This window comes from Actinacidiphila acidipaludis, from assembly GCF_019890725.1.
GTDB classification, from domain to species: Bacteria; Actinomycetota; Actinomycetes; order Streptomycetales; family Streptomycetaceae; genus Actinacidiphila; species Actinacidiphila acidipaludis.
Genome location: NZ_JAINZZ010000019.1, coordinates 1 through 25,760, shown reverse-complemented (window position 1 = coordinate 25,760; position 25,760 = coordinate 1). Strand labels below are relative to the sequence as shown.

At 74.0% G+C, this 25,760-nt stretch carries 23 protein-coding genes; 20 read left to right on the top strand and 3 right to left on the bottom strand.

Features of this window, described 5'->3' with window-relative positions; translation table 11 throughout:
- Nucleotides 1-89: 89 nt before the first annotated feature.
- The 10 genes from K7862_RS17145 (at nt 90) to K7862_RS17100 (ending at nt 11,125) form a co-directional block, all read left to right on the top strand.
- Complete coding sequence (locus K7862_RS17145) at nt 90-1,391, top strand: ABC transporter substrate-binding protein (protein WP_222963481.1); 1,302 nt, start codon at nt 90-92, stop codon at nt 1,389-1,391.
- 1 nt (nt 1,392) lies between these two features.
- Nucleotides 1,393-2,304: a carbohydrate ABC transporter permease gene (locus K7862_RS17140; RefSeq protein ID WP_222963480.1), complete on the top strand. Its 912-nt coding sequence runs from the start codon at nt 1,393-1,395 to the stop codon at nt 2,302-2,304.
- Nucleotides 2,305-2,393: 89 nt separating this feature from the next.
- On the top strand, nt 2,394-3,209 hold the full coding sequence (locus tag K7862_RS17135; protein ID WP_222963559.1) for a carbohydrate ABC transporter permease: 816 nt from the start codon (nt 2,394-2,396) through the stop codon (nt 3,207-3,209).
- Nucleotides 3,206-5,305 carry an alpha-galactosidase gene (locus K7862_RS17130; protein ID WP_222963479.1) on the top strand — a complete coding sequence of 700 codons (2,100 nt, stop codon included), beginning with the start codon at nt 3,206-3,208 and terminating at the stop codon, nt 5,303-5,305. Before K7862_RS17135 ends, K7862_RS17130 begins: the two co-directional genes overlap by 4 nt.
- Before the next feature lie 68 nt (nt 5,306-5,373).
- On the top strand, nt 5,374-6,141 hold the full coding sequence (locus tag K7862_RS17125; protein WP_222963478.1) for an SDR family NAD(P)-dependent oxidoreductase: 768 nt from the start codon (nt 5,374-5,376) through the stop codon (nt 6,139-6,141).
- A 46-nt stretch (nt 6,142-6,187) separates the two neighbouring features.
- Nucleotides 6,188-7,042, top strand: coding sequence for a FadR/GntR family transcriptional regulator (locus K7862_RS17120; protein WP_222963477.1), 855 nt, complete (start codon nt 6,188-6,190; stop codon nt 7,040-7,042).
- Nucleotides 7,039-8,184, top strand: coding sequence for a galactonate dehydratase (gene dgoD, locus K7862_RS17115; protein WP_222963476.1), 1,146 nt, complete (start codon nt 7,039-7,041; stop codon nt 8,182-8,184). The genes K7862_RS17120 and dgoD overlap by 4 nt, the downstream gene beginning before the upstream one ends.
- Entirely contained in the window at nt 8,178-8,999 is an 822-nt protein-coding gene (locus K7862_RS17110) for a hypothetical protein (RefSeq protein WP_222963475.1), read from the top strand. Before dgoD ends, K7862_RS17110 begins: the two co-directional genes overlap by 7 nt.
- 154 nt (nt 9,000-9,153) lie before the next feature.
- Nucleotides 9,154-9,798, top strand: coding sequence for a bifunctional 4-hydroxy-2-oxoglutarate aldolase/2-dehydro-3-deoxy-phosphogluconate aldolase (locus tag K7862_RS17105; protein ID WP_222963474.1), 645 nt, complete (start codon nt 9,154-9,156; stop codon nt 9,796-9,798).
- 370 nt (nt 9,799-10,168) lie between these two features.
- The gene (locus K7862_RS17100) at nt 10,169-11,125 is read left to right on the top strand and encodes a sugar kinase (protein WP_372461582.1); all 957 of its coding nucleotides are present in this window, start codon (nt 10,169-10,171) and stop codon (nt 11,123-11,125) included.
- Nucleotides 11,126-11,175: 50 nt separating this feature from the next.
- Here K7862_RS17100 and K7862_RS17095 read toward each other — a convergent pair whose 3' ends face one another.
- The gene (locus tag K7862_RS17095; protein ID WP_222963472.1) at nt 11,176-11,931 is read right to left on the bottom strand and encodes a hypothetical protein; all 756 of its coding nucleotides are present in this window, start codon (nt 11,929-11,931) and stop codon (nt 11,176-11,178) included.
- Between the two features lie 356 nt (nt 11,932-12,287).
- Here K7862_RS17095 and K7862_RS17090 point away from each other — a divergent pair, with 356 nt between their 5' ends.
- A complete protein-coding gene (locus tag K7862_RS17090) occupies nt 12,288-13,406 on the top strand; it encodes a P1 family peptidase (RefSeq protein WP_222963471.1) in 1,119 nt (372 codons plus the stop codon).
- A gap of 479 nt (nt 13,407-13,885) precedes the next feature.
- On the opposite strand, the gene K7862_RS17085 is transcribed toward K7862_RS17090, so the two are convergent.
- Entirely contained in the window at nt 13,886-15,094 is a 1,209-nt protein-coding gene (locus K7862_RS17085) for a glycosyltransferase (protein WP_262413304.1), read from the bottom strand.
- A 399-nt stretch (nt 15,095-15,493) separates the two neighbouring features.
- Here K7862_RS17085 and K7862_RS17080 point away from each other — a divergent pair, with 399 nt between their 5' ends.
- Entirely contained in the window at nt 15,494-16,639 is a 1,146-nt protein-coding gene (locus tag K7862_RS17080) for an AI-2E family transporter (protein ID WP_222963470.1), read from the top strand.
- A gap of 60 nt (nt 16,640-16,699) precedes the next feature.
- Here K7862_RS17080 and glgX read toward each other — a convergent pair whose 3' ends face one another.
- On the bottom strand, nt 16,700-18,904 hold the full coding sequence (gene glgX, locus K7862_RS17075) for a glycogen debranching protein GlgX (RefSeq protein WP_222963469.1): 2,205 nt from the start codon (nt 18,902-18,904) through the stop codon (nt 16,700-16,702).
- Nucleotides 18,905-19,114: 210 nt separating this feature from the next.
- Here glgX and K7862_RS17070 point away from each other — a divergent pair, with 210 nt between their 5' ends.
- From K7862_RS17070 to K7862_RS17035, 8 genes are all read left to right on the top strand, one after another.
- On the top strand, nt 19,115-19,567 hold the full coding sequence (locus K7862_RS17070) for an ATP-binding protein (protein ID WP_262413303.1): 453 nt from the start codon (nt 19,115-19,117) through the stop codon (nt 19,565-19,567).
- 141 nt (nt 19,568-19,708) lie between these two features.
- Nucleotides 19,709-20,680, top strand: coding sequence for an aldo/keto reductase (locus tag K7862_RS17065; protein WP_222963468.1), 972 nt, complete (start codon nt 19,709-19,711; stop codon nt 20,678-20,680).
- A gap of 240 nt (nt 20,681-20,920) precedes the next feature.
- Nucleotides 20,921-22,333: an NADP-dependent phosphogluconate dehydrogenase gene (gene gnd, locus K7862_RS17060; protein WP_372461581.1), complete on the top strand. Its 1,413-nt coding sequence runs from the start codon at nt 20,921-20,923 to the stop codon at nt 22,331-22,333.
- A 138-nt stretch (nt 22,334-22,471) separates the two neighbouring features.
- On the top strand, nt 22,472-22,828 hold the full coding sequence (locus K7862_RS17055) for a PRC-barrel domain-containing protein (RefSeq protein ID WP_222963466.1): 357 nt from the start codon (nt 22,472-22,474) through the stop codon (nt 22,826-22,828).
- A gap of 51 nt (nt 22,829-22,879) precedes the next feature.
- On the top strand, nt 22,880-23,044 hold the full coding sequence (locus tag K7862_RS17050; RefSeq protein WP_222963465.1) for a hypothetical protein: 165 nt from the start codon (nt 22,880-22,882) through the stop codon (nt 23,042-23,044).
- 16 nt (nt 23,045-23,060) lie between these two features.
- Nucleotides 23,061-23,891 carry a DedA family protein gene (locus K7862_RS17045; RefSeq protein ID WP_222963464.1) on the top strand — a complete coding sequence of 277 codons (831 nt, stop codon included), beginning with the start codon at nt 23,061-23,063 and terminating at the stop codon, nt 23,889-23,891.
- A 155-nt stretch (nt 23,892-24,046) separates the two neighbouring features.
- Entirely contained in the window at nt 24,047-24,724 is a 678-nt protein-coding gene (locus K7862_RS17040; protein WP_222963463.1) for a DUF4232 domain-containing protein, read from the top strand.
- Nucleotides 24,725-24,933: 209 nt separating this feature from the next.
- On the top strand, nt 24,934-25,760 hold an 827-nt coding region (locus K7862_RS17035), incomplete at its 3' end, for a GH25 family lysozyme (RefSeq protein ID WP_222963462.1).

Sequence of the window (25,760 nt, the reverse complement as noted above, 5' to 3'; positions counted from 1 at the left end):
CCGCAACCGAAACTAAATAAATTACGAATTAATCTTGACGGCGCTCCACCGTCGCGACAGTCTGTAGCAGCCGAAAGGGAGTCCGACCCATGAACACCGAGAACTTCACGCCGCCCAGCCGCCGCCACTTCCTGGCCGGCGCCGGCGCCGTAGGGGCCGCCGCACTGATGAGCGGCTGCGTCACCTCCAGCTCCACCGGCAGCAGCAGCCAGTCGAGCAGCGGTTCCGTGAGCCTGCAGTCGAACCTGTCGTCGCCGCAGGCCAAGACCGCGATGCAGGACCTCGTCGCCGCCTACGACAAGCGGGGCGGCACCAAGGCGTCGCTCAACACCGTCGCCTCCGAGACCTTCCGCACCCAGCTTCCGACCTACCTGACGTCCGCCAACCCGCCGGACCTGCTGACCTGGTACCCCGGCTCGGTCGCCGACGGCTACGCCAGGAAGAACCTGCTGCTGGACGTCAGCGACATCTGGCAGACCGGCGAACTGGCCGGCTACAGCGACGCCTTGAAGAAGCTGTGCACCGACTCGGCCGGCGCGAAGGTGTTCGTGCCCGCGAGCTACTACTGGTGGGGCCTGTTCTACAAGAAGTCCAACTTCGCCAAGTGGGGCGTGCAGGAGCCCAAGACCTGGGACGAGTTCATCGCCCTCTGCGAGAAGCTCAAGTCCAAGGGCGTCACGCCGATCGGCCTCGGCGCCGGCGGCGGCACCGCCTGGGTCGCCTCCGCGTGGTTCGACTACCTGAACATCCGCATCAACGGCGCCCGGTACCACCGCGAACTGCTCGCCGGGAAGCACAGCTTCACCGACCCGCAGGTCCACAAGGTCTTCGACAAGTGGGCCGAGGTGCTGCCGTACTTCGACCCCAACGGCACCGCGCTGGCCTTCCAGGACGCCACCACCGCGATGCTCAACAACCGCACCGGCATGATGCTGATCGGAACCTTCTTCGCCGACGCCGCGCCCAAGGACCAGCTCGACGACATCGACTTCTTCCAGTTCCCGATCATCGACCCGAGCGTCCCGGTCGCCGAGGAGGGCCCCACCGACGGGTACTTCGCCAGTGCCCGCACCCGCCACAAGGCCCAGGTCAAGGACCTGATGAGCTACCTGGCGACGGCCGAGGCGCAGGAGATCTACCTCAAGGGGTCCTCCGGCACCTCGCTGCCGACCAACCCCAAGGCCAAGGACTCCGGCACCCCGCTGGTGAAGAAGGGGCGCGCGCTGATCGAGAGTGCTGCCGACGTCACGCAGTTCTTCAACCGCGACTCCAGCGACGCGCTGCAGCCCACCGCGGACAACGCGCTGACGAAGTTCATCGCCAAGCCCAAGGAGGTCACCTCCATCCTCACCGCCTGGCAGCGCGACGCGCAGAAGATCTGGAGCCAGTGACATGGCGGTACTGAGCGCGAACACCCGGGCGCGCGGCCGCCGCGGGCGCGCCACCCGGGTGCCGCCGGTGGTCCTGGCGTTCCTGCTGGTGCCGCTGCTGGCCGAGGGCTTCTGGGTGTTCTGGCCGGCCCTCCAGGGCTTCTACCTGTCGCTGACGAAGTGGGACGGCGTCTCCCCGCCGCAGTTCGTCGGGCTCGGCAACTACCGGGAGATGCTGCACGACACCGTCTTCCACACCGCGGTGCTCGACACCGTGCTGTGGCTGGCGCTGTTCGGCGGTCTCTCGGCCGTGCTGGGCCTCGGCGCGGCGCTGCTGCTCCAGCAGGAGCGCCGCGGAGTCGGGTTCTACCGCGCCGCGCTCTTCCTGCCCGTGGTCTTCTCGCTGACCGCCACCGCGCTGGTGTGGCAGGCGATGTACCAGCCGGACGGGCTGATCGACCGGACGCTGTCCGGCGTCGGCCTCGGCAGCCTCACCCACCCGTGGCTGGCGGACCAGGACACGGCCCTGTACGCGGTGATCGTGCCGGCCCTGTGGCGGCAGATCGGCTACGTGATGGTGCTCTACCTGGCCGGACTCAAGGGCATCGACCCGGCGCTGTACGAGGCCGCGAAGGTCGACGGGGCCACCCGCCGGCAGCAGTTCCGGCACATCACCCTGCCGCAGCTCAGCAGCGTCAACGCCGTGGTGCTGTCGGTCATCGTGATCGACAGCCTGCGCTCCTTCGACGTCGTGTGGGCCCTGACCCGCGGCGGCCCGTACCACTCCTCCGAACTCCTCAGCACCTACATGTACTCCACCGCGTTCCAGTCCCTGCGGCTCGGCTACGGCTCCGCGCTGGCCGTCGTCATCTTCGTGCTGGCCTTCGGCGTCATCGCCACCTATCTGGTGCGCGCCTTCCGGGAGGCCGACTGATGACCGTCACCGAACACCTCGCGCCCGCCCGGGCCGCCGACGGCGGCGGGGCGCGCGCGGCCCGCGCCGCCCGGCGGCCGGCCCGGCGGATGTGGGGCACCGCGGCCTTCCACGCGAGCGCCGGCCTGCTCTCGCTGATCTGGCTGGTGCCGATCGCGGTGGTCCTGATCACCGCGACCCGCTCCTTCGACGACATCGCGGCGAACGGGCTGGGCAGCCTGCCGCACTCCTTCACCCTCGGCGGTTTCCGCCAGGCCTGGGTGGACGGCGGGCAGCAGCAGGCGCTGATCAACAGCCTGATCGTCACCGTCCCGACCGTGCTGCTGTCGCTGCTGCTCGCCTCGATGGCGGCCTTCGCACTGAGCCGCTACGACCTGCCGTTCCGGCGGGCGCTGCTGCTGCTCATGCTCGCGGGCAACCTGCTGCCCCCGCAGATCCTGCTGATCCCTGTCTCCAAGCTGAGCGAGCAACTCGGCCTGTACGACTCGCTGTACGCGCTGATCGGTGTGCAGATCGGGTTCGGCGTCGGCTTCTACGTGTTCGTGCTGCACGGCTTCATGCGGGCCATCCCGCAGGAGATCCAGCAGGCGGCCGTCATCGACGGCGCCGGACCCTGGCAGATCTACACCCGCGTCATACTGCCGCTCGCCAAGCCGGCCCTCGCCGCCCTGACGTCGCTCTCCTTCACCTGGATCTTCAACGACCTGCTGTGGGCGATCACCGTGCTGCGCACCGACACCAAGATGCCGATCACGGCGTCGCTGCTCGGACTGCAGGGTCAGTACGTCTCGCAGTGGAACGTCATCGCGGCCGGCTCGGTCATCGCCGCCGCCCCGACCGTCATCGTCTTCCTCCGCTTCCAGCGCCACTTCGTGGCCGGCCTCAACCTCGGAGCCGTCAAGTGACACCGCACCCCGCGTGGTCGGTCCGCACCGACCACACCGTCTACGCCGTCCGCCTGGAACCCGGCGGGCGCTGGGCGGAGACCGCCGCGTGGGGACCGCTCGGCGCCGAGTCCGGCCCGTCTCCGTACGACTGGTCGTGCCGCACGCACTTCATCACCCCCGCCGACGCCGCCCCCGCCGAGTATCTGCCGTACGGGCTGCGGCCGTTCGGCGGCCCCGACCTCACCGTGCGGCGCCCGGACGGCGAGCGCGGCCTGTGGTGGACGTTCACCGGCGCGGTCCAGGACGACGAGCGGTCGCTGCGGCTGGAGTTCACCGACGAGCCGACCGGCCTGCGGACGGTCCTGGCTTACGAGGCCGTGCCCGGCACCGATGTGGTGCTGCGCTGGACGGAGGTGGAGAACACCGGGAGCGAACCGCTGCACCTCGAACGTCTGGACTCCGCCGCCGTCAACGTCCCGGTCACCGCCGGCGCCCGGCTCACCCACCTGGCCGGGCAGTGGTCCCAGGAGTTCACCCGCACACAACTCGACCTGGTGCGCGGCCGGTTCACGATGGAGTCCACGCAGGGCGTACCCGGGCACGCCTACGCGCCGTGGCTCGCCGTCCAGGACACCGCCCTCGCCGACGGCCCGGACACCCCCACGTACGGCGTGGCGCTGGAGTGGCCCGGGAACTGGCACATCACCGCCGACGCCGAACCCGGCGGCACGGTCCGGATCCGGGCCGGCCGGGTTCCCCACGAGGGGGCCGTCCTGCTGCGGCCCGGCAGCCGGCTGACCACCCCCCGGCTGGCCTGCGCGTTCAGCCCGGGCGGCCTCGACGGACTGAGCCAGGTGTGGCACCGCTACGAGCGGCGGCTGGCCGGTGAACGCCTGCACCGCACCCGCAAGGTGCTCTACAACTCATGGGAGGCCACCGGCTTCGGCGTCGACGCCGCCTCCCAGCTCGAACTCGCGGACCTCGCCGCCGGCCTGGGCGTGGAGTTGTTCGTCGTGGACGACGGCTGGTTCACCGGCCGCACCGACGAGAAGGGCGGCCTCGGCGACTGGGATCCCGATCCGGCCGCGTTCCCCGACGGCTTCGACGCGTTCGTCGACGGCGTCCGCGGCCTCGGCATGGACTTCGGCCTGTGGGTGGAGCCGGAGGCCGTCAGTCCCGCGTCCCGGCTCTACGCCGAACACCCCGAGTGGGTGTACCGCATCGACGGCCGTCCGGCCACCCTGGTCCGCGAGCAGCTGCTGCTCGACCTCGGCCGCGAGGACGTGCAGGACTTCGTGACCGGCACCCTCGACCGGCTGCTCACCCGCCACCGCGTCGACTACCTCAAGTGGGACATGAACCGCCCGCCGACCGAACGCGGCCGGCCCGGCGCCGGCCCCGCGGGGAAACAGGACCTCGACGCCGCCCATGTCGCGGGCTACCTGCGGGTCCTGGACCACCTGCGGGCCGAGCACCCGCATGTCACTGTCGAGGGCTGCTCGGGCGGCGGCGGCCGCATCGAGCACGCCACCCTCGCCCGCACCGACGTGGTGTGGCCCAGCGACAACACCGCGCCGCTGGACCGCCTCGCCGTCCAGTACGGCTACCTGCACGCCCACGCGCCGCACACCATGAGCTCCTGGGTCACCGACGCGCCGGGCGTCTTCGACCCGCGGCCGCGCTCGCTGGCCTTCCGCTTCGTGCTGGCCGCGGCCGGCGTGCTCGGCATCGGCGCGGACATCCGGCGCTGGACCCCCGCGCAGCGGGCGGAGGCCGCCCGCTGGGTGGCCCGCTACAAGGAGGTCCGCACGGTCGTCCACCACGGCCGGGCCCGGCTGATCGGCTCGCCCGCCGACCCCACCTGCGGCGTCCAGTACGACGAGGCGGACGGCCCGCGCACGGTCGTGGCCGCCTGGAGCACCGGCCGCCTGGACGGCGCGCCGCTGGTACCGGGCCGCGCCTCGCGGCTGCGGCTGCGCGGCCTGGACCCGGCCGCCCGCTACCGCGACGAGCACGGCACCCTCTACAGCGGCGCCCATCTGCTCCACTCCGGACTGCCCCTGGCCTGGACCGCCGCGCACGACGCCGAGCTGGTGGTGCTGACCAGGCAATGACCACGTCCCCGCAGCCCGTCTCACTAGAGTCGCCGGCAAGACCGCACCCCGAGGAGTCGACCCGTCCCATGAACGCACCCGCACCCGCCGCCCGCTTCACCGGGCGGGTCGCCGTCGTCACCGGCGCCTCCTCCGGGATCGGCGCGGCCACCGCCGAGCGGCTCGCGGCGGAGGGCGCGGCCGTCGTGCTCGCCGACGTCGCGGCGGACGCCGGCGAGGCGGTCGCCGACGGCATCCGCGCCCGGGGTGGTCAGGCCCGATTCGTGGCCGCCGACGTCGCCTCGCCGCAGGACTGGGAGAGCGTCGCCGAACACGCCCGCGCCCTCGGCCCGGTCGGAGTGCTGGTGAGCAACGCGTTCACCGTCGACGTCCGGGCCGCCCACCTGCTGTCGCTGGCCTCCTGGGAACGGCAGCTCGCCGTCAACCTCACAGGCAGCTTCCTCGGCTTCACCACGCTCCTGCCCGACCTGGGCGAGCACGGCGGCGCGGTCGTGCTCACCTCGTCGGTGCACGCCCACCGCGGACTGCCCGGCCACCCCGCGTACGCCGCCTCCAAGGGCGCGCTGCTGTCCCTGTGCGGGCAGCTCGCGGTCGAGTACGGACCACGGGTGCGGGTCAACGCGGTGGTGCCGGGACCGATCCTCACCGCCGCCTGGGACCGGGTGCCGGAGGAGGACCGGGCGGCGAGCGTCGCCGAGACCGCCGCGGGGCGGTTCGGCACCCCGCAGGAGGTGGCCGCCGCGATCGCCTTCCTGGCGGCCGACGAAGCCTCGTACATCACCGGATCGAGCCTCGTCGTGGACGGCGGCTGGAGCGTCGTGAAGTCCTCCGCCTGACCCGCCGTACCCCGACCCGACACGACCTGCAGAAAGGCAGAACGACATGACCCCATACGCGCGCCGCGGGGTGCACGGCCAGACCGTGGAGACCCTCGCGCGCCGGGTGCTCAGCGGTGAGATCCCGGAGGGGGCGACACTCGACCTGCCGGCCCTGCAGAGCGAGCTGGACGTGAGCCTGACCGCACTGCGCGAGTCGCTGAAGGTCCTCGCCGCCAAGGGCATGGTCGACGCCCGCCAGAAGCGCGGCACCTTCGTGCGGCCGCGCGCCGACTGGAACCTGCTGGACGCCGACGTCCTGCGCTGGCAGTTCGCCGGCGGCACCACCACCGGCACCGACCTGGCCCTGCTCCGCAACCTCGGCGAGGTCCGCGGCATCGTCGAGCCCGCCGCCGTCCGGCTCGCGGCGGTCCGCCGCAGCGACGCCGACCTGGCCGCACTGGACGACGCGCTCGCCGCGATGGGGCAGCACGACCTCGGCGCCGCGCACGCGGTCCAGGCCGACCTCGCGTTCCACCGCGCGCTGCTCGCCGCCACCCACAACGAACTGCTGGAACGCATGGAGATGGTCATCGAGTCCGGGCTCGCCCACCGCGACGAGATCGTGCACTCCTCGCCGCACGGCGAGGACCCCGTGCCCAGTCACAGCGCGGTGCTCGCCGCCGTCCGCGACCAGGACCCGGACGCCGCCGAGGCGGCCATGCGCGCCCTGCTCGAACAGGCCGTGCGCGACCTGGACCTGGTGCACGGCTCCGGCGACGGCGAACGGGCCGGCGCCGGGGGGCCCGCCCGGTCCGTCCCGGCCGACGACGACGCGGCGGCCGCCCACGAGGCCGACGCAGCCGCCGCCGACGCAGCCGGGGACGGCGGCGGCACACCCAGCCGGGAGGACACCCTGTGAAGATCGTCCGCATCGAGACCTTCCTGGTCGCGCCGCGCTGGCTGTTCTGCCGCGTGGAGACCGACGACGGCCTGGTCGGCTGGGGCGAACCGGTCGTCGAGGGCCGCGCCGAGGTCGTCCGCGCCGCCGTCGACGTCCTCGCCGAGTACCTCGTCGGCCAGGACCCGCTGCGCATCCAGGACCACTGGCAGGTCCTCAGCAAGGGCGGCTTCTACCGCGGCGGCCCGATCCTCTCCAGCGCCGTGTCCGGCCTCGACCACGCCCTGTGGGACATCGCGGGCCAGGCGTACGGCGCGCCCGTGCACGCGCTGCTCGGCGGCCCGGTCCGGGACTCCGTCCGCGTCTACGCCTGGGTCGGCGGCGACGAGCCGTCCCGTCTCGCCGAGGAGATCGCCGCCCAGATCGACGCCGGCTTCACCGCCGTGAAGATGAACGGCGCCGGGCGCACCGACCCGCTCACCACACCGGCCGGCACGGCCGCCGCAGTGGAGCGCATCGCCACCGCGCGTGAGGTGCTGGGCGCCGAACGCGATGTGGCGGTGGACTTCCACGGCCGCTTCAGCCCGGCCGGTGCCCGCCGCGTCCTGAGCGAGATCGCCGCGCTGCACCCGCTGTTCGTCGAGGAACCGCTGCTGCCCGAGCACGGGCACCAGCTCGCCGCCCTCGCCGCCTCGACGCCGATACCCCTGGCCACCGGCGAACGGCTCTACGGGCGGGCCGAGTTCCTGCCGGCGCTCACCGCGGGCATCGCCGTGGCACAGCCCGACCTGTCCCACGCCGGCGGCATCACCGAGGTCACCCGGATCGCCTCGCTCGCCGACACCTTCGGCGTCCAGTTGGCCCCGCACTGCCCGCTCGGTCCCATATCGCTCGCCGCCAGCCTCCAAGTCGCCTTCTGCACGCCGAACTTCCTGATCCAGGAACAGAGCCTCGGCATCCACTACAACAAGGACGCCGACCTGCTGTCGTACGTCGTCGACACCGAGCCCTTCCGGTTCGTCGACGGCCACGCGCACCGCACCGACCGCCCCGGCCTCGGCGTCACCGTCGACGAGGCCGCCGTCCGCGCCGCCGACCGTGCCGGGCACCGCTGGCGCAACCCCGTATGGCGCCACGACGACGGGTCGTTCGCGGAATGGTGAGCACCTCGGTCCCGGTGAGCGTCGGCACCGACCCCCGCCACGGCGGGCGTTGGACCTCACTGCGCGCCGGCGGCCGCGAATGGCTGTGGCACCGGGCGGAACCGCGCCGGGCCGGCGCGGTCCCCGGCGACCCGTTCGCCGACGCGGGCGGCCTGGAGGAGTGCGTGCCCACCGTCCGCGGCCTGCCCGACCACGGCGACGCATGGTCCCGCGCCTGGGCACCCGGCGGCCCCGAGGCGCCGGCCGGGCCCGTCACGCACACCGTGGAGTGCCCCGGCTTCCGGCTCACCCGCACCCTCACCGGCCGGGCGGCCGACGGCGCCGTGATCGCGGACTACCGGCTGTCCGCCGCACCGGGCTACCGGTTCGTGTGGGCCGCGCACGCCCTGCTCGAGGTGTCCCCGCAGGGCCGGGTCGCGCTGCCCGGCGGCAGCGCGGGACGCCTCTACCCGGACGGCGGCGCGGCGTGGACACCGTTCGCCTGGCCGCGAGCCGGGGACACCGCCCTCGACCGGCTGGGCCCGGACGACGGCACGGCCCTCGGCGCCGTGGTCGACGCCGGGCAGGCCACCGTCCACGACGGCCCGGACCGACTCCGGTTCACGCTGGAAGCTGAGGGGCAACCGGTGTCGGTGGCCCTGTGGCGCAACCTCCGCGGCTTCCCCGAGGAGGCTCCCTACCGGTCCATCGGCGTCGAGCCCATGCTCGGCAGGGTGTTCGACCTGGCCGCGGCGGGGGAGGGGGACGCCGCCCACGTTCCGGCGTCCGGCGAAGCGGTCTGGCGGCTCACCGTCACCGCCGCCACGACACCGTGAACGGCGTGCTTCGGCGAACCGTACGCAGATCCATTCCTGACCGGCCGTCAGTTGGGACGGCCATTTCGTCCTGCTCATCCGCCCTCGCAGAACCCGTCCGCCGCCCGTCACTTCGGCGTCCGGACACATCGCCCAACCAGAGAGGACCCCGCACGTGGACCTGTTGACCGCGCTGCGCACCCACCGCCTGGTCGCCATCGTGCGCGGCGCCGACCCCGACGCGGCCCTGCGCTCCGTGCTCGCCCTCGTGGAGGAGGGCGTGCCGCTCGTGGAGGTGTCGCTCAGCGGACGTGACGCACTCGACGTCATAGCGCAGGCCCGGGCCGCGCTCGGCCCGGACGCCTTGCTCGGCGCCGGGACCGTGCTGACCGACGAGGACGCCCAGGCCGCCCACCGGGCCGGCGCCGCCTTCGCCGTCACCCCCGCGCTCGGCGAAGGGGTTGTCGCCGCCCGGCAGTTGGGACTGCCCGTGCTCGGCGGTGTGATGACGCCCACCGAGGTCGTGGCCGCTCGGGCGCTGGGCGTCGAGGCGTTCAAGATCTTCCCGGCCCGGCAGGCCGGCGGCCCCGGTTATCTGCGGGCGCTGCACGGGCCTTTCCCCGGGCTGCCGTTCGTGCCGGTCGGCGGTGTGGACGCCGCCGCCGCCCGTGAGTACCTCGCCGCCGGTGCGATCGCGGTCGGCGTGGGCAGCCCGCTGCTGGGCGACGCCGCGGACGGTGGCGGCATCCCCGAACTCCGCGCGCGGGCCGGGGACTTCCTGGCCGCCGTGCGCCCGGCGGACCCGGTGGCCCACCCCTGATCACCGACTGCCGCCCGCCACGCGCCTCCGTGCCCTCCGGGTTCGTTCGCTGAACTCCGCCGTGCGGCGCGGACGCCGCTCGCCGCAGCACGACGTGCCGCCGTCCGCCGGAAGGCTGGGCGAGACAGCACCGACCGCTGCCGTGGGCGACGCGGCACCGACCGCAGCCGTGGGCCGTGCAGCACCGACCATCGCGGTGGGCCCGACCGCACCCGCGCCGCCATCCGTCCCGCCCGCCCGACCCGAAAGCCGCGCCATGTCCTCCACCCCGCCCGCCGCGACCCTCCCTCCTCCGCCGCAGCACTCCGGATCAGCCGTCCCGCCGCTGGTGCCCCTCGGGCCCGGCCCGGTCGTGTGCGTGGGGGAGACCATGGCGGCGCTCGTGCCGGACCCGGTCGGCCCGCTGGCCGTCGCGGCGGGGCTCGGGCTCGCCGTCGCCGGGGCGGAGTCGAACGTGGCGATGTACCTCGCGGACCACGGCGTGCCGGTGCGCTGGGTGTCCGCGGTCGGCGCCGACCCGTTCGGCACGCGGGTGCTGGCCGAGGTGGGCGGGCGCGGGGTCGATGTGACCGGCGTACGCACCGACCCGGACCGCCCGACCGGCCTGCTGGTGAAGGACCCGGGACCCGACGGCACCCGCGTCCACTACTACCGGCGCGGCTCGGCCGCCTCCGCCCTCGGACCGGAGCTGCTCGCCGGCCCCGCCGTGCACGGCGCGGTACTCCTCCACCTCACCGGGATCACCGCCGCGCTGTCGCCGAGCTGCCGTCGGCTGCTGGAGGAGGCGCTGGCCGGCCCGGTACCGGTGAGCTTCGACGTCAACCACCGGACCGCGCTGTGGCCGGACGGCTCGGCGCCGGCCGTCCTCCGCGACCTGGCAGACCGCGCCGACGTGGTCTTCGTCGGCCTGGACGAAGCGCAGGCGCTGTGGGGGAGCGGTGTCGGGACGCCGGCGGACGTCCGCGCGCTGCTGCCCGGGCCGGGCCTGCTCGTCGTCAAGGACGGGGCCCGCGCGGCCACCGCGTTCCACGGCCCGGCCGTCTGCGCCGTGCCCGCGCCGCGGGTCGAGGTCGTCGAACCGGTCGGCGCCGGGGACGCGTTCGCCGCAGGATTCCTCGCCGCCCTCCACCGCGGAGAGCCGCTGCCCCGGGCGCTGCGCCTGGCACACCTCACCGCGGCGGCCGCCCTCCGCGTCCCCGCCGACCACGGCCCGCTCCCGTCCCCCGGCCGTCTCGCCGCGCTGCTCGCCGTTCCGGACGAGGAGTGGGCGTCGCTGACCGTGCCGGAGACGGCCCCGGCGGCGCGCACGGCCGGGAGCCGGGGGTGAACCCGGGGATCCGCCGCGTCGCCGTTGCGGGGGAAACGCCGCGAACCCCGTTACGGGAAGCGACCGTTCAGCGGGCGGGCGCCACCGCGTGCGGCCAGGTGACGCAGACCGCGGGTGAGCGTGTCGCGGACGCCGCCGTTCACATGGCGTGCCCAGGCCGGACGCCGGTCGCCGCGCAGGAAGGACCAGTAGGCCAGGGCGTAGCCGAACTCGGGCTCGGTCAGGTAGCCGAGCCGCGACGTCGGCTCGTTGGCCAGTCCGGTGAGCATGCGCTCGGTCAGGTCGCCGACGGGCAGGACGGAGAAGCTCTGTGCCTCCGCGGCACGGGGAAAGGAGTTGGCCGCGTTGGCGGTGAAGACACCCATGCCGAGGAAGACCGTGAGCAGGTCCGTCAACCTCTCGCCGTCGGCCCGGCCTTGAGCCATGCGGCGCTCGCCGAGCAACCGGGCGTGCGCCAGTTCGTGGGCGATGATCGCGGTGAAGACCGCCGGACGCGCGGCCTCCAGCCGGTCGAGCTCGATCAGGGTGCGGCCCAGGACACGTCGGTAGCGGCCGACACCGTGCCGTCGCCGCAGCTCGGCCGGTGGGCTCTCGAAGAGGTGCACCGTCACGCCGTCCGCATCCGCGCCCATCACCGCGGCGACCCGGGCGACCAGCTCTTCGGTCTGCTCCTGCGTCGCCGTGAAGCCCGGGGGAACGAACTCCGGTCCCGGCACGGCGATCCGGCCGTGCAGCGCCTCCTCCCCGAACTCCCGCAGGTACCGGTCCAGTCCCGCCTCGATCCACTGCCGCGTGCCGTCCGGCACCGGGCAGGCGCTGGGATCGCCCCTCCGCACCCACGGCTTCGGGCCGGTCGTGGAGACCGCGCCGCGCCCCTGGTACTCGCGGAGTCCGCGACTCCGTCCGCGCGTCCTCCGTCGCCGCCACCGGGTGAACCATCCGCCCATGAGCCCCCCTCGACCCGAACCGGCCGTCCCCCTGGACCGGAACACGCGCGCCCGGCGTACCACGGTTCCGGGGGACCCGCCCGGGCCGGCGGCCGCGCGAACGCCCCACCGCGCCGCGGCGGCGCGCGGCGGAAGCGGGACCCGGGACGGCGCCCGGGGCGGCATGATCGACGGCGGCGGGCCGCGCGTGTCCGCTGGAGACGGAGGACGACGACGTGAACGGCGAGGACACCGGCCGGCCGGGCACCCGCAACGCCCTGACCGACGTCGCCGGCCTGCGGGTCGGGCATGCCCAGCGGACCGGGGACGGCTGGCTCACCGGCGTCACCGTGGTGCTCGCTCCGGAGGGCGGGGCGGTCACCGCGGTCGACGTGCGCGGCGGCGGCCCGGGCACCCGCGAGACCGACGCGCTCGACCCGCGCAACCTGGTGCAGCAGGTCGAGGCGGTGGTGCTCACCGGTGGCAGCGCCTTCGGCCTGGACGCGGTCTCCGGCGTCGTGGCCTGGCTGGAGGAGCAGGGCCGCGGCTTCCGGGTGGGGCCGCCCGGCCGGGTCGTGCCCGTCGTGCCTGCGGCCGCGCTCTTCGACCTGGGCCGCGGCGGACGGTGGGAGGCGCGGCCCGACGCGGCGATGGGACGGGCCGCGGTGGAGGCGGCGGCGCGGACCGCCGAGGGCGCGCCGGTCGCCCAGGGCTCCGTGGGCGCCGGCACCGGCGCGGTGGCCGGCGGGCTCAAGGGCGGTGTCGGGACGGCCAGTTGGGTGCTGCCGTCCGGCACCGTGGTGGCCGCGCTGGCCGTGGTGAACGCGGCTGGCTCGGTGGTCGACCCCGGCACGGGCGCCCTGTGGGGTGCGCGGGCGGCCTGGGACGCCGAGTTCGGCACGGACGGCACACCCCGGTCCGCCGAGGTGACCGCCCGGGCGCGCGAGCGGATGGCCGCTGCCGCGGAGGCACGGCCGTTCAACACCACGCTGGCCGTGGTGGCGACCGATGCCGCGCTGACCCGCGCACAGGCGCAGAAGCTCGCCGGGACCGCGCACGACGGGCTGGCGCGCGCGGTGCGGCCGGTGCACCTGATGTCCGACGGCGACACCGTCTTCGCCCTGGCCACCGGGACCCGCCCGCTGCTCCCCGCGGACGGCCCCGCCCCCGCCGACCCGGCGTTCGGCACGCACCTCGCGGCCGGCGCGCTCAACGAGATCCTCGCCGCGGGCGCCGACGTCCTCACCCGAGCGGTGCTGCACGCGGTGCTGACCGCCGACACCGTCGAGGGGCCCGGCGGCACCTTCCCGTCCTACCGGGACGTCTACGAGGTCAGCCCTCCGGACGGCGGCTGACGCGAGGGGACGGCAGGCCGGTCCCCAGCGTGACGAGCGCGCGGGACCGGCCGGCCCCCGACTCGGCCTGCGGCTCGGCCCGGTGGACCTGGCGCCGCCCGACGCCTGAGCGCCTTCATGCGACGGGTCACCGCCGGGCGGAACGTGCGCTGCCGTTCGGGCTGGTCTCGGTCGGCGCCTGCGATCCGGATGGTGTGCTCGGCTGCTCGCACCGTCCCCATGGCCCCGTGCCGTACTGGCCGGCTCATGCTGGTCGTGCCGGCCGATCGCCACGAGCGGAGGAACCGGCCGGCCGCCACCGCCGGCCGCACCGCTCATCGCCGGGGCTGCCTCTGCCGCTCGGGCTGGGCGCGGTCGGCGCCTGCGCCCTCCACCGCAGCCCGCAGGCCCCCGCCCGGCCAGCCACTGCGGCCGACCGTCCGCCGACCGTCGGCGCCGTCCGTGACCCGTTGCCGCCCCGAACACCCGCCCCCCGCGGGCTACAGCGGCTCCGGCAGCGGTGCCCACGCCACTCCGCGATGGACCTGCTCGATCAGCGCACCGTACGCGGCCACCATCCGGGTGCGGCTGAACTCCTCGCGGCCGGCCTCCAAGGCCGGGGCGAACAGGGGGGCCCGGGCGACCGCCTCGCTCCAGGCGGAGGCGATCGCCGCCGGGTCGGGCTGGGTCAGCAGGCCGCGCCCGGCCACCAGCAGCGCGCTGTCGCCGACGTCCGTGGCCACCGGGACGGCGCCGCACATCATGCCCTCGATCAGGCAGAGCGGGGCCGCCTCGCCGGACGACGACGTCAGCGCCACCACGTCGCCGGCCGCGTAGACCGCCTCCATGTCCGAGCGGACGCCGAGCAGCAGGATCCGCTCGGCCAGCCACGGCTCGCCGCGCACGGCCGCGGTGATCTCGGCCCGCAGCCCGGGGTTGTCCCCGGTCATCCCGGCCCCGCACATCACGACGCGCGCGTCGGGGTCGCGGCGCAGGAACTCCCGGGCCGCGGCGAGGAACAGCGGCACGTTCTTCATCGCCGCCCAGCGCGCCGCGAAGACCACCACCGGCGCCTGCGCGGGGACGCCCAGCGCGGCCCGCAGACGCGCGCGGGCGGCCGGGTCGGGGCGGAAGCGCAGCAGGTCGACGCCGTTGGGGATGACGTGCAGCAGTTCCTCCGGGACACCGGCGGCCGCGTAGGCGCGGCGGGTGGACTCCGCGCAGCACACGACCGCCCGCACCCGCCCGGCCGCCACCGCCGCCAGGAGGGCGTCCAGCGCCGGACCCTGGTTCTCCGGATCGGAGCGGTGCAGGCACACCACGACCGGCCGCAGCGGCAGGCCCGCCTGGTTGAGCAGCGCCAGCGGCTGCTCCTTGAGGGACAGGATCACGTCGGCCGCGGCGGTGGCCCGCGCGGTGGCCGCGACCTCGTCGGCGGTGAACGCACTGCCGCCCGCGCCCGGCACCAGCGGCCCGTTCGTGCCGCGGCGCAGCGCCGACACCGGCACGCCCGCCGCGGTCAGCGCGCGGTAACAGGCGTCCTGCTCCATCGGCTGCCGGGTCGCCTCCCGGTGCATCTCGCCCTCGACGCTCAGCACGGCGTGCCGCTGGACGCCGCCGTGCAGGCCCAGCACCACATCGCTGTGCAGAATGCGGGCCCCGCCGGAAAAGAAACCCTCGTAGATCGACAGCACACGCACTTCGCTCATAACGCGCACCCATCGGGACGTCCCGCGACAACGGGAAAATGGACCGGATCCCCCTTGACCAGCGGGGTAGCCGCGATGGGAGCAGGTGAAACTGGACGGCGTGTGAATTCCCCATTTCCGTCCGGGGCCCTCCGTGTTTCCGGCGGCCATCCGTGCTGGGAGGAGCCCGTGCCGCCCTGTCCGCGACCGGGGAAAGGCGAGTCGCGTACGCGGCCGCACGGGCTTTTCCGGCCGGCACGGAACCGCCGGGTACCTCCGGAGGCTGCACCTGACCGGGGGGTTCGGGGTGACCGCGCGTGAGGTCGCGGCGTTGGTGCGGAAGGACACGTGGTGCGGGGACCGGCACCGCGGCCCCACCCGTGCCGACCTGCGCTTCCGCGCCGCCCGAAGGAGATCCGTATGTCTGACGCCCCGGCCGACGCGGTGCTCGACGCCCTCCCGCCGAGCGGCGGCGCAGGCGCGACCACCGGGCTCACCCGGGCGGCCCGCGCGGCGGCCCGGGGCCTGCCGGGCGGTTCGGAGGCGCGGGCGTGGTTCGGCGTCGGCTTCGGTGCCGCGCTGGGGGCCACCCTGGCCTGGCTGCTGGTGCAGATGGTGCTGCGGCTCAGCCAGTTGCTGACGCTGCTGCTGCTCGCCGCGTTCATCGCCGTCAGCCTGGAGCCGGTGGTGGCCTGGCTGGGCCGCCGCGGGATGCGGCGGGGATGGGCGGTGCTGTCGGTGGTCGTGGGGCTGGCCGGGGTGCTGGCGGGCTTCGTCGCCCTGGTCATCCCGCCGGTCACCACCGGGGTGACGGCGCTGACCGGCGCGGTGCCGCGCTGGCGCCGCCAGTTGCGCGACCACCACTCGCTGCTCGGCCGGATCGAGGACCGCTACCACGTGATCGAGCACGCCCAGGCCCAGCTCGGCTCCCGGGGCGGCGCCTCGGAGGTCGCCGGCGGCGTGCTCGGCGCGGGACGGCTGGTCGTCAGCGCCCTGACGTCCCTGGTGATCATCGTGACGGTGACGCTCTACGTGATGGCCGCGCTCCCCGCCATCAAGCGGTTCTGCTACCGCTTCGTGCCCGGCACGCGTCGCGCGAGGGCCGAGGCGCTCAGCGAGGAGATCCTCAGCCGGGTCGGCCGGTTCATGCTCGGCAACACCCTGACCTCGGTCGTCGCGGGCCTGGCCACCTTCGCCTGGTGTTCCGCGACCGGCGTGCCGTTCCCCGCCGCCCTCGGCTTCTTCGTCGCGCTGGTCGACATGGTGCCGGTGGTCGGCTCGACGGTCGGGGGAGTGGTGGTGAGCCTCGTCGCGCTGTCCGTCTCGCTGCCGGTCGCGATCGCCACGACCGGCTTCTACGTCGCGTTCCGGCTCGCCGAGGACTACCTGATCATGCCGCGTGCGATGAAGTTCGCGGTCGACGTGCATCCGGTGGTGACCGTGGTGGCGGTGCTCGTCGGCGGGTCGCTGCTGGGCATCGTCGGGGGACTGGTGGCCATTCCGGTGGCCGTCGCGCTCGGGATCATCCTCGACGAGTGCGTCTTCCCGCGCACCGACGCGTCCTGAGCGGCCGCTCCCCGCGGGGAACGGCCGCCTCGGGCACGGTTCGGGCCGTCCGTGCCGCCGTCAGCGCCGCCCGCGCGCCCGGGCCGCCTCCCCGCCACCGGTGTCCACCGCGCCGGCGTCAGCGACCGCGGCGCCGCCCGCGGGGCCGTCCACGTCCCGGATCAGCAGCACCAGCGAGCGTGCCTCGGCCTTGACCCGCTCCCCGGGGGCGTACGACGTCACCGTGCCGTCCGGGGCCGCCGTCGGATCCGCGGCGGTGTCCACCTCGACCGACCAGCGGGCACCGAACTCCGGGCCGGGCAGGGTGAACACCCGGTGCTCCCAGTGGGAGTTGACGAGCACCAGGAACGAGTCGTCGCGCACCGGGCGGCCCCGGGTGTCGCGTTCGGCGATCCCGTCGCCGTTGAGGTGGACGGCGACGGCGTGGGCGTCGTCCTCACGCCAGTCCCGCTCGGTCATCTCCCGGCCGTCCGGCCGCAGCCAGGTGAGGTCCGCCGGCCGGTCCGCGCCGGGGGCCCGCCCGCGGAAGAACCGGCGCCTGCGCAGCACCGGGTGGGCCCGGCGCAGCGCGATCAGCCGCCGGGTGAAGTCCAGCAACTGCCGCTGCTCGGTCCCGAGCTCCCAGTCCACCCAGCTCAGTTCGCTGTCCTGGCAGTAGGCGTTGTTGTTGCCCTGCTGGGTCCGGCCCAGCTCGTCGCCGTGGCAGATCATCGGCACGCCCTGTGAGAGCAGCAGCGTCGCCAGGAGGTTGCGCTGCTGCCGGCCCCGCAGCGCCAGCACGTCCGGGTCGGCCGTCGCACCCTCCGCGCCGCAGTTCCAGGACCGGTTGGTGCTCTCGCCGTCCTGGTTGTCCTCGCCGTTGGCCTCGTTGTGCTTGTCGTTGTACGACACCAGGTCGCGCAGGGTGAAGCCGTCGTGGGCCGTGACGAAGTTGATCCCGGCGCGCGGGCGGCGGTGGTTGCCCTCGTACAGGTCGGACGAGCCGGTCAGCCGGGACGCGAACTCGGGCAGGGTGCCGGGCTGCGCCCGCCAGAAGTCCCGCACGCTGTCGCGGTACTTGCCGTTCCACTCGCTCCACAGCTGCGGGAAGTTGCCCACCTGGTAACCGCCGTCGCCGACGTCCCAGGGCTCGGCGATCAGCTTGACCCGGCTGACGACCGGGTCCTGCTGCACCAGGTCGAAGAACGCCGAGAGCCGGTCCACCTCGTGGAACTGCCGGGCCAGGGTGGCGGCCAGGTCGAACCGGAAGCCGTCGACGTGCATCTCGGTCACCCAGTAGCGCAGGCTGTCCATGATCAGCTGCAGCACATTGGGGTGCCGCATCAGCAGGCTGTTCCCGGTGCCGGTGGTGTCGAAGTAGTGGGCCGCGTCGTCGTCGACCAGCCGGTAGTACGCGGCGTTGTCGATGCCGCGGAACGACAGGGTCGGGCCCATGTGGTTGCCCTCGGCGGTGTGGTTGTAGACCACGTCGAGGATCACCTCGATGCCCGCCGTGTGCAGCGCCTTCACCATCGCCTTGAACTCGGTGACCTGCCCGCCGCGGCCGCCCGAGGCGGAGTACGCGTTGTGCGGGGCGAAGAAGCCGATGGTGTTGTAGCCCCAGTAGTTGGTCAGACCGCGGTCGAGCAGGTGGCCGTCCTGGACGAACTGGTGCACCGGCATCAGCTCCACCGCGGTGACGCCCAGCTTCGTCAGGTGCTCCAGCACGGCCGGGTGCGCCAGGCCGGCGTAGGTGCCCCGCAGCTCCGGCGGCAGCGCCGGGTTCCGGCGGGTCAGTCCGCGCACGTGCGCCTCGTACATCACCGACTCGTGGTACGGGCGCTTGAGGGGGCGGTCGCCGTCCCAGTCGAACGCCGGGTCCGCCACCACCGACAGCATGGTGTGCGGCCGGCTGTCCGCGGGGTCCGGGCGGCCGGGGTCGTCCGGGCGGTAGCCGAGCAGGGCCCGGTGCCCGTCGGCCTGGCCCTCGACCGCCTTCGCGTACGGGTCCAGCAGCAGCTTCGCCGGATTGCAGCGATGCCCGCGGTCCGGGTCGTAGGGACCGTGCACGCGGTAGCCGTACCGCTGCCCGGGACCCACCTCCGGCAGATAGGCGTGCCAGATGACCCCGTCGACCTCCTCCAGTGCGATGCGCTCCTCACCGCCGCCGTCGTCGAGCAGGCACAGCTCGACCTTCTCGGCCACCTCGGTGAACAGGGCGAAATTGGTACCCGAGCCGTCGTGATCGGCTCCGAGCGGGAACGGATGTCCGGCCCACTTCTGCATGCGGCGACCTGGCCTTCACGTCAGGGAACTCGTCGGCAAGGGGGCTCCCAGTCCACACAGCGGGCCCCCCGGCCCGCAACCCCGGCCGGGCAAACAGGTGGCCGAAAAGCCGGCCCCGGCACCTCGTCGCACGCCGGTGGCATAGGCGGCGCACCGGTGGGTACGCGATTCTCGGTCGCGGGCGCGGCCAGACGGGTACGGGAGATGAGCATGGCGTACGTGACGGCCGGGCGCGGCCGGGAGGGCAGCCCACGTCCCAGCCTGCGCGCAGGCGCGGCCTACGAGGGCAGCACCGAGTCGATCTCCGACGCCCGGGTCCTCACCCGCACCTTCCTCGACCAGGCACGCGCCGGCGGTGTCCGGGTCTCGGACCGCGCCTGGTCCGACGCCCAGCTCGTGGTCAGCGAGCTGGTCACCAACGCCTGCAAGTACGCGCCCGGGCCCTGCGCCCTCGGCCTGGAGGTCCACGGGCCGCTGCTGGAGATCACCCTGTGGGACAGCGAGCCCACCCTGCCCATGGCCCGCGCGGCGGAACCCGGCCGCATCGGGCAGCACGGCCTGGAGATCATCTTCGCCCTGTGCGACGGCTTCGAGGTCCGGCGTGAACCGGTCGGCAAGCGGATCTGCGTGCGCCTCTCCCTCAGCCTGCACGTGGTCGGCTGAGCACCCGCGCAGGCGGCCCTCCTAGACTTCATGATCGGTTCACGCCCTCCGGCACCGCCGGTGCGGCGTGTTCCGCCCGGCACCGTCCATCCGGCCCGCCCGCCGTCGCGCGTCGCGGGCCACGCCCTGGGAGGCACCGCAATGCGCTACACCCGGCTCGGCTCGACCGGCCTGGAGGTCTCCGCGATCAGTCTCGGCTGCATGAGCTTCGGGGACTCCTCGCGCGGCAACCACCAGTGGACCCTGGACGAGGAGTCCTCCCGCGCCCTGATCCGGCGCGCGCTGGACGCCGGCGTGAACTTCTTCGACACCGCGAACGTGTACTCCGACGGCAGCAGCGAGGAGATCCTGGGCCGCGCGCTGCGCGACTTCGCCTCCCGCGACGAGGTCGTCATCGCCACCAAGGTGCACGGCCGGATGCGTCCGGGGCCCAACGGCGCCGGCCTGTCCCGCCGCGCCGTCCTCAGCGAGATCGACCACAGTCTGCGCCGCCTGGGCGTGGACCACGTCGACCTCTACCAGATCCACCGCTGGGACCCCGAGACCCCGATCGAGGAGACGCTGGAGGCCCTGCACGACGTCGTGAAGGCCGGCAAGGCGCGCTACATCGGCGCCTCGTCGATGTACGCCTGGCAGTTCGCCAAGGCCCTGCACATCGCCGACGCGCACGGCTGGACCCGGTTCGTGTCCATGCAGAACCACTACAACCTGCTCTACCGCGAGGAGGAGCGGGAGATGCTGCCACTCTGCGCGGACGAGGGCGTGGGCGTCATCCCGTGGAGCCCGCTGGCCCGCGGGCGGCTCACCCGGCCGTGGGACGCCACGACCGCGCGGACCGAGACCGACGAGTTCGGCAAGACCCTGTACCAGGACGACGACCGCGTCATCGTCGAGCGGGTCGCGGCCATCGCCGAGCGCCGGGGGCTGCCGCCCGCGCAGATCGCCCTCGCCTGGCTGGCCGCCAACCCCGTGGTGACCGCGCCCATCGTCGGAGTGACGAAGGACCGGCACCTGGAGGACGCGATCGCGGCCGTCGACGTGGAGCTGGACCCCGAGGAGATCGCGCACCTCGAGGAGCCCTACACCCCGCACCCCGTCGCCGGCTTCCGCTGAGCCGCTGCCGCCGGCCGGACGCGCGGCCCCGCCGCTGGTGGGACCGCCCGTTCGGCCGCGGCCGGCCGCGCGGGCTCAGGTCAACCGGCGGAGAATGGCACGAGCAGGCCACGTGACGACCACGGTGGGAGCAGCGGCATGACTGGATCGGGTGGATCGGCCGGAACGGACGCGAAGGGCGGCTCCGGCGGCCCGGGCGGCGACGGCCTGGCGGACATCGGCATCACCGGTCTCGCGGTGATGGGCAGCAACCTGGCGAGGAACTTCGCCCGCCACGGCTATACCGTCGCCCTGCACAACCGCACCAAGGCCAAGACCGACGCCCTCATGGAGGAGCACGGCGAGGAGGGGATGTTCGTCCCGGCGGCCACGGCGGAGGAGTTCGTGGCCTCCCTGGCCCGGCCCCGGCGGCTGATGATCATGGTCAAGGCGGGCGGCCCCACCGACGCGGTCATCGAGGAGTTCGCCCCGCTGCTGGAGCCCGGCGACATGATCATCGACGGGGGCAACGCGCACTTCGAGGACACCCGGCGCCGTGAGCGCGAGCTGCGCGAGAAGGGCATCCACTTCGTCGGCGCGGGCATCTCCGGCGGTGAGGAGGGCGCGCTGAACGGCCCCTCGATCATGCCCGGCGGCTCCAAGGAGTCCGCCGCCGCGCTCGGCCCGATGCTGGAGGCGATCTCGGCCAAGGCCAAGGACGGCGCCCCCTGCACCACCCACATCGGCCCGGACGGCGCCGGCCACTTCGTGAAGATGGTGCACAACGGTATCGAGTACGCCGACATGCAGCTCATCGCCGAGGCCTACCACCTGCTGCGCGCCGTCGCGGGCTATGAACCCCGGGAGATCGCCGAGATCTTCCGCACCTGGAACACCGGACGGCTCGACTCCTACCTCATCGAGATCACCGCCGAGGTGCTCGCCCACACCGACGCGGAGACCGGGCGTCCCTTCGTCGACGTGGTCGCCGACATGGCCGAGCAGAAGGGCACCGGCCGCTGGACCGTGCAGATCGCGCTCGACCTCGGCGTCCCGGTGTCGGGGATCGCCGAGGCGGTCTTCGCCCGCGCCCTGTCCGGCCACGCCGACCTGCGCGCCGCCTCCCGCCACCTCGCGGGGCCGGACGCCGGAACCGAGCGGGCGTCCGGCGCGGGCCCGGACGCCGCCGCCTTCGCCGACCAGGTCGAACAGGCGCTGTACGCGTCCAAGATCGTCTCCTACACGCAGGGCTTCCACCAGATCCAGGCGGGCAGCGACACCTACGGCTGGAACATCGACCTGGGCAGGATCGCCGCGATCTGGCGCGGCGGCTGCATCATCAGGGCCGCGTTCCTCGACCGGATCACCGCCGCCTACGACGCCCGGTCCGACCTGCCCAGCCTGCTGTCCGACCAGCGGTTCGCCGAGGAGATCGGCGCCGCGCAGGACGACTGGCGGGCGGTCGTGGTCGCCGCGGTCCGGCACGGTGTGCCCGTCCCCGGCTTCTCGGCGGCACTGGCCTACTACGACGCACTGCGCGCCGACCGGCTGCCCGCCGCGCTCACCCAAGGCCAGCGGGACTTCTTCGGCGCCCACACCTACCGCCGCACCGACCGCGACGGCGTGTTCCACACGCTCTGGGGCGGCGACCGCACCGAGGTGAGTGCGGGGTGAGGCCCGCGGCGCCGCCCGGGGGCAGGAGCGGCCCGGGCGCCCTCGTCCGGGCGCGCCGCACCGACCACGGATAGCGCCGGGACACCGGGGCAGACGGACAAGGAGGGCACCGGTTGTGCCCGCGGCAGGAGGGCAGAGATGATCCGACCCGCTGATCTCCGCGAGTGGCGTGACCACGACGTGGTCGACGAGAGCGACCACAAGATCGGTGTCCTGGAGGCGGTGTACGTCGACACGGCGACGGACCAGCCCTCCATGGCGACCGTCCGCACCGGTGTGCCCACCCGCCACCGGCTGGTCTTCGTGCCGGTCGGCGACGTGATCGCCGGACCGGGCTACGTACGGGTCCCGTACGCCAAGTCGCTGGTGAAGTCGGCCCCCTCGATCGGTACGGACGACGTCCTGCCGGCCGAGGAAGAGGAGGCGATCTTCCAGCACTACGGACTGCCGTACAAGCCCGGCGCGGACGGCGTCCGCCAGCTCGCCCGCCGCTGAACCGCGGCGGGGACCCACCCCACCGGACGCGACCGGGAAAGGAGCCGGACGATGTCCCTGTTCCTGCTGCTGATCATCGTCGCCTTCGTGCTCGGCATCATCGGCGCGGTCGCCGGCGGCCTCGGCTTCCTGCTGGCCATCGCCGTGGTCCTCTTCGTCGCCGACCTGGCCTACGGCTTCGTGCGGCTGCGCGGTCGCCGGCGCCCGGTCAGGTGAGGGGAGCCGCCGCGGTATGCACAGCATCACGGACTGGCTGCAGCACGCGTCGGCGCCCATGGTCTACGCCGTCGTGGGCGCGCTGGTCTTCTGCGAGGACGCGCTGTTCTTCGGTTTCGTGCTGCCCGGCGAGACCGCCGTCGTGCTCGGCGGCGTGGTGGCGTCCCAGGGACACGTCTCCGTGTACTGGCTGTGTGTGGTCGTGGTCCTGGCCGCCGTCCTCGGCGACAGCGTGGGATACGAGGTCGGGGCGCGGTTCGGGCCGCGCATCCTGGAGATCCGGTTCCTGCGCAAGCACCGCGACCGCATCGGCAGCGCGCAGGAGCTGATCCGGCGCCGGGGACCCGTCGCGGTCTTCCTGGGCCGGTTCATCGCCTTCTTCCGCGCCCTCATGCCCGCGCTGGCGGGCATCTCCCACATGCCGTACCGGGTGTTCCTGGTCTTCAACGCGGCCGGCGGCCTCGTCTGGGGCGTCGGCTTCACGCTGCTCGGCTACTTCGCGGGCACCGCCTACAAGCAGGTCGAGCGGACGGCCGGCACCGCGGTGGCGATCGCCGTCGCCGGGATCGTCGTCGTCGCCCTGATCGTGTGGGAGGTCCGGCGGCACCGCAGGGGCGAGGGGAAGCAGGGGCGCGGGCGGAAGCCCGGGGAGGCCGGGGAGTCCGGCTCGGCGGAGGAACACGGCGGCCACGCGCCGTCCGGCGGCGCCCACGAGGCCTCCGTCGACCGTTCAGGCGGTTACGAGGCGGCCAGGGAATCCCACGCCCGTCACCAGCCGGACGGGAACGGCGACGGGAACGGGAACGGCCCGGCCGTGCCGGAGGAGCAGCAGCGGCGCCCCGGCTGAGCTCGCCGCCCCGCCCGCACGCCCCGCGCCGTCGCGCGCGCACGAAGAGGCGGATCCCGCACGGGGGTTCGGGGCGGCGTCACCGAATGTACGGGATCGGCAACAATCGAGACCGCCGAGGTTCGAAGGGCCGTCCCCGTGAGTAGCCGAAGAGTATGGGTACTCCGACGCACCACCCCTCCGGCCCCACCCGGCGCACGCGGCACCTGCCGCTTGCCGCGGCGGCGGTGACCCTGCTGGCCCTGGCCGCGACCGGCTGCGGCACCGGCGCCTCCCCGGCGTCCACGTCGCCGCCGTCCGCCGGCACGACCGCCCCGGCTTCGGTCTCGGCCTCCGCCACCCCCGCCCCGCCGTCCGCCACGTCCGGGCCGGCCGAACCCGCGCCGTCGGCCACCGGATCCCCGGCGGCGCCCTCGGCCCGGACCCCCGCCGCGGCCGGCACGCGCTGCACGGTGACGGAGCTGCGGATGCGGCTCGGCGCCGCCGACCACGGCGCCGGGAACGTCTACTACCCGCTGCGGTTCACCAACACCGGCGGTCGCACCTGCACCCTGGACGGTTTCCCCGGGGTCTCCCTGATCCGCGGCGACGGCAGTGTCATCGGCCGGCCCGCCGACCGGCAGGGCCCGGCCGGCACGGTGGTGCGGCTGGCGCCGGGCCGGACCGCGGAGGCGGACCTGCACAGTCTCAACGAGGGCATCAAGAGCGGGGGTTGCTGGCGCAAGCCGACCTTCCTCAAGGTCTACCCGCCGGGTTCCACCGCGTCCATGACCCTGGCAACATCGAGCCCCGTCGTGTGCGGCGACACCTTCGACGTCGGCGCCGTGCACTGATCCGCCGCACGCCGCACGCCGCACGCCGCACGCCGCACGCCGCACGCCGCACGCCGCCGAACCGGCGGCCGCCGAGAAGGGCAGGACCGCACCGGACCACCGACGACCCCGAGACCCACCGAGGACCACCGAGCACCGCGGGCCACGGCCCGTGAACCGATGGGCACCGCCGTCAGCACCTGGGGCGCGCCCGTACGAAAGGACCGCCCATGACCGTCAGCGGCATCGACGTCGCCTCCTATCAGAGCACCGACTACAACACCGCGGGCCTCAGCTTCGTGATGGTGAAGGCGACCGAGGGGAGCAGCTACGTCAACCCCCGGCACGCGGGGCAGGTCGCCACCGGCCGCAGCCACGGGCTGGTCGTCGGCCACTACCACTTCGTCCGCCCCGGTTCGATGACCGCGCAGGCCACGTACTTCCTGCAGCACGCGGCGCCCAAGGCCGGCGAGATCCTGGCGCTGGACTGGGAGGACGCGGGGGTCTCGAACGCCGACAAGGACGCCTGGATCAAGCATGTGCAGGCGGCCGCTCCCACGCACCGGGTGATCCTGTACTGCAACCGCGACTTCTGGCTGAACCGCGACCACACCGGCTTCTGCGGTGACGGCCTGTGGATCGCCGACCCGAACGCGCTGGCCGGGCACCCCGGGGTGACGCACGCCTGGACCTTTCACCAGTACAGCGAGGCCGGCGGGCTCGACCACGACGTGGCGAACTTCGCGAGCGCGGCGTCGCTGCGCACCTGGGCGGCCAAGAGCCACCCGCCCGCCTACGAGCCGTTCCCCGGCGCGGCCTGGTTCACCGTCGGCCGCCGCTCGCCGATCGTCGCGGCCATGCACGACCGGCTCGTGGCGGTGGGCTGCAACCACTACCAGAGCAGCGCCAACAAGGACGTGATCGGCTCCGGCGACATCGCCTCCTACGAGGCGTGGCAGCGCAAGTACAACACCGAGCACCACAAGGGCTGGACCGGGTCGGCGCTGAAGTGGCCGCCCGGCAAGGAGACCTGGGACGCCCTGAAGGTCCCCAACGT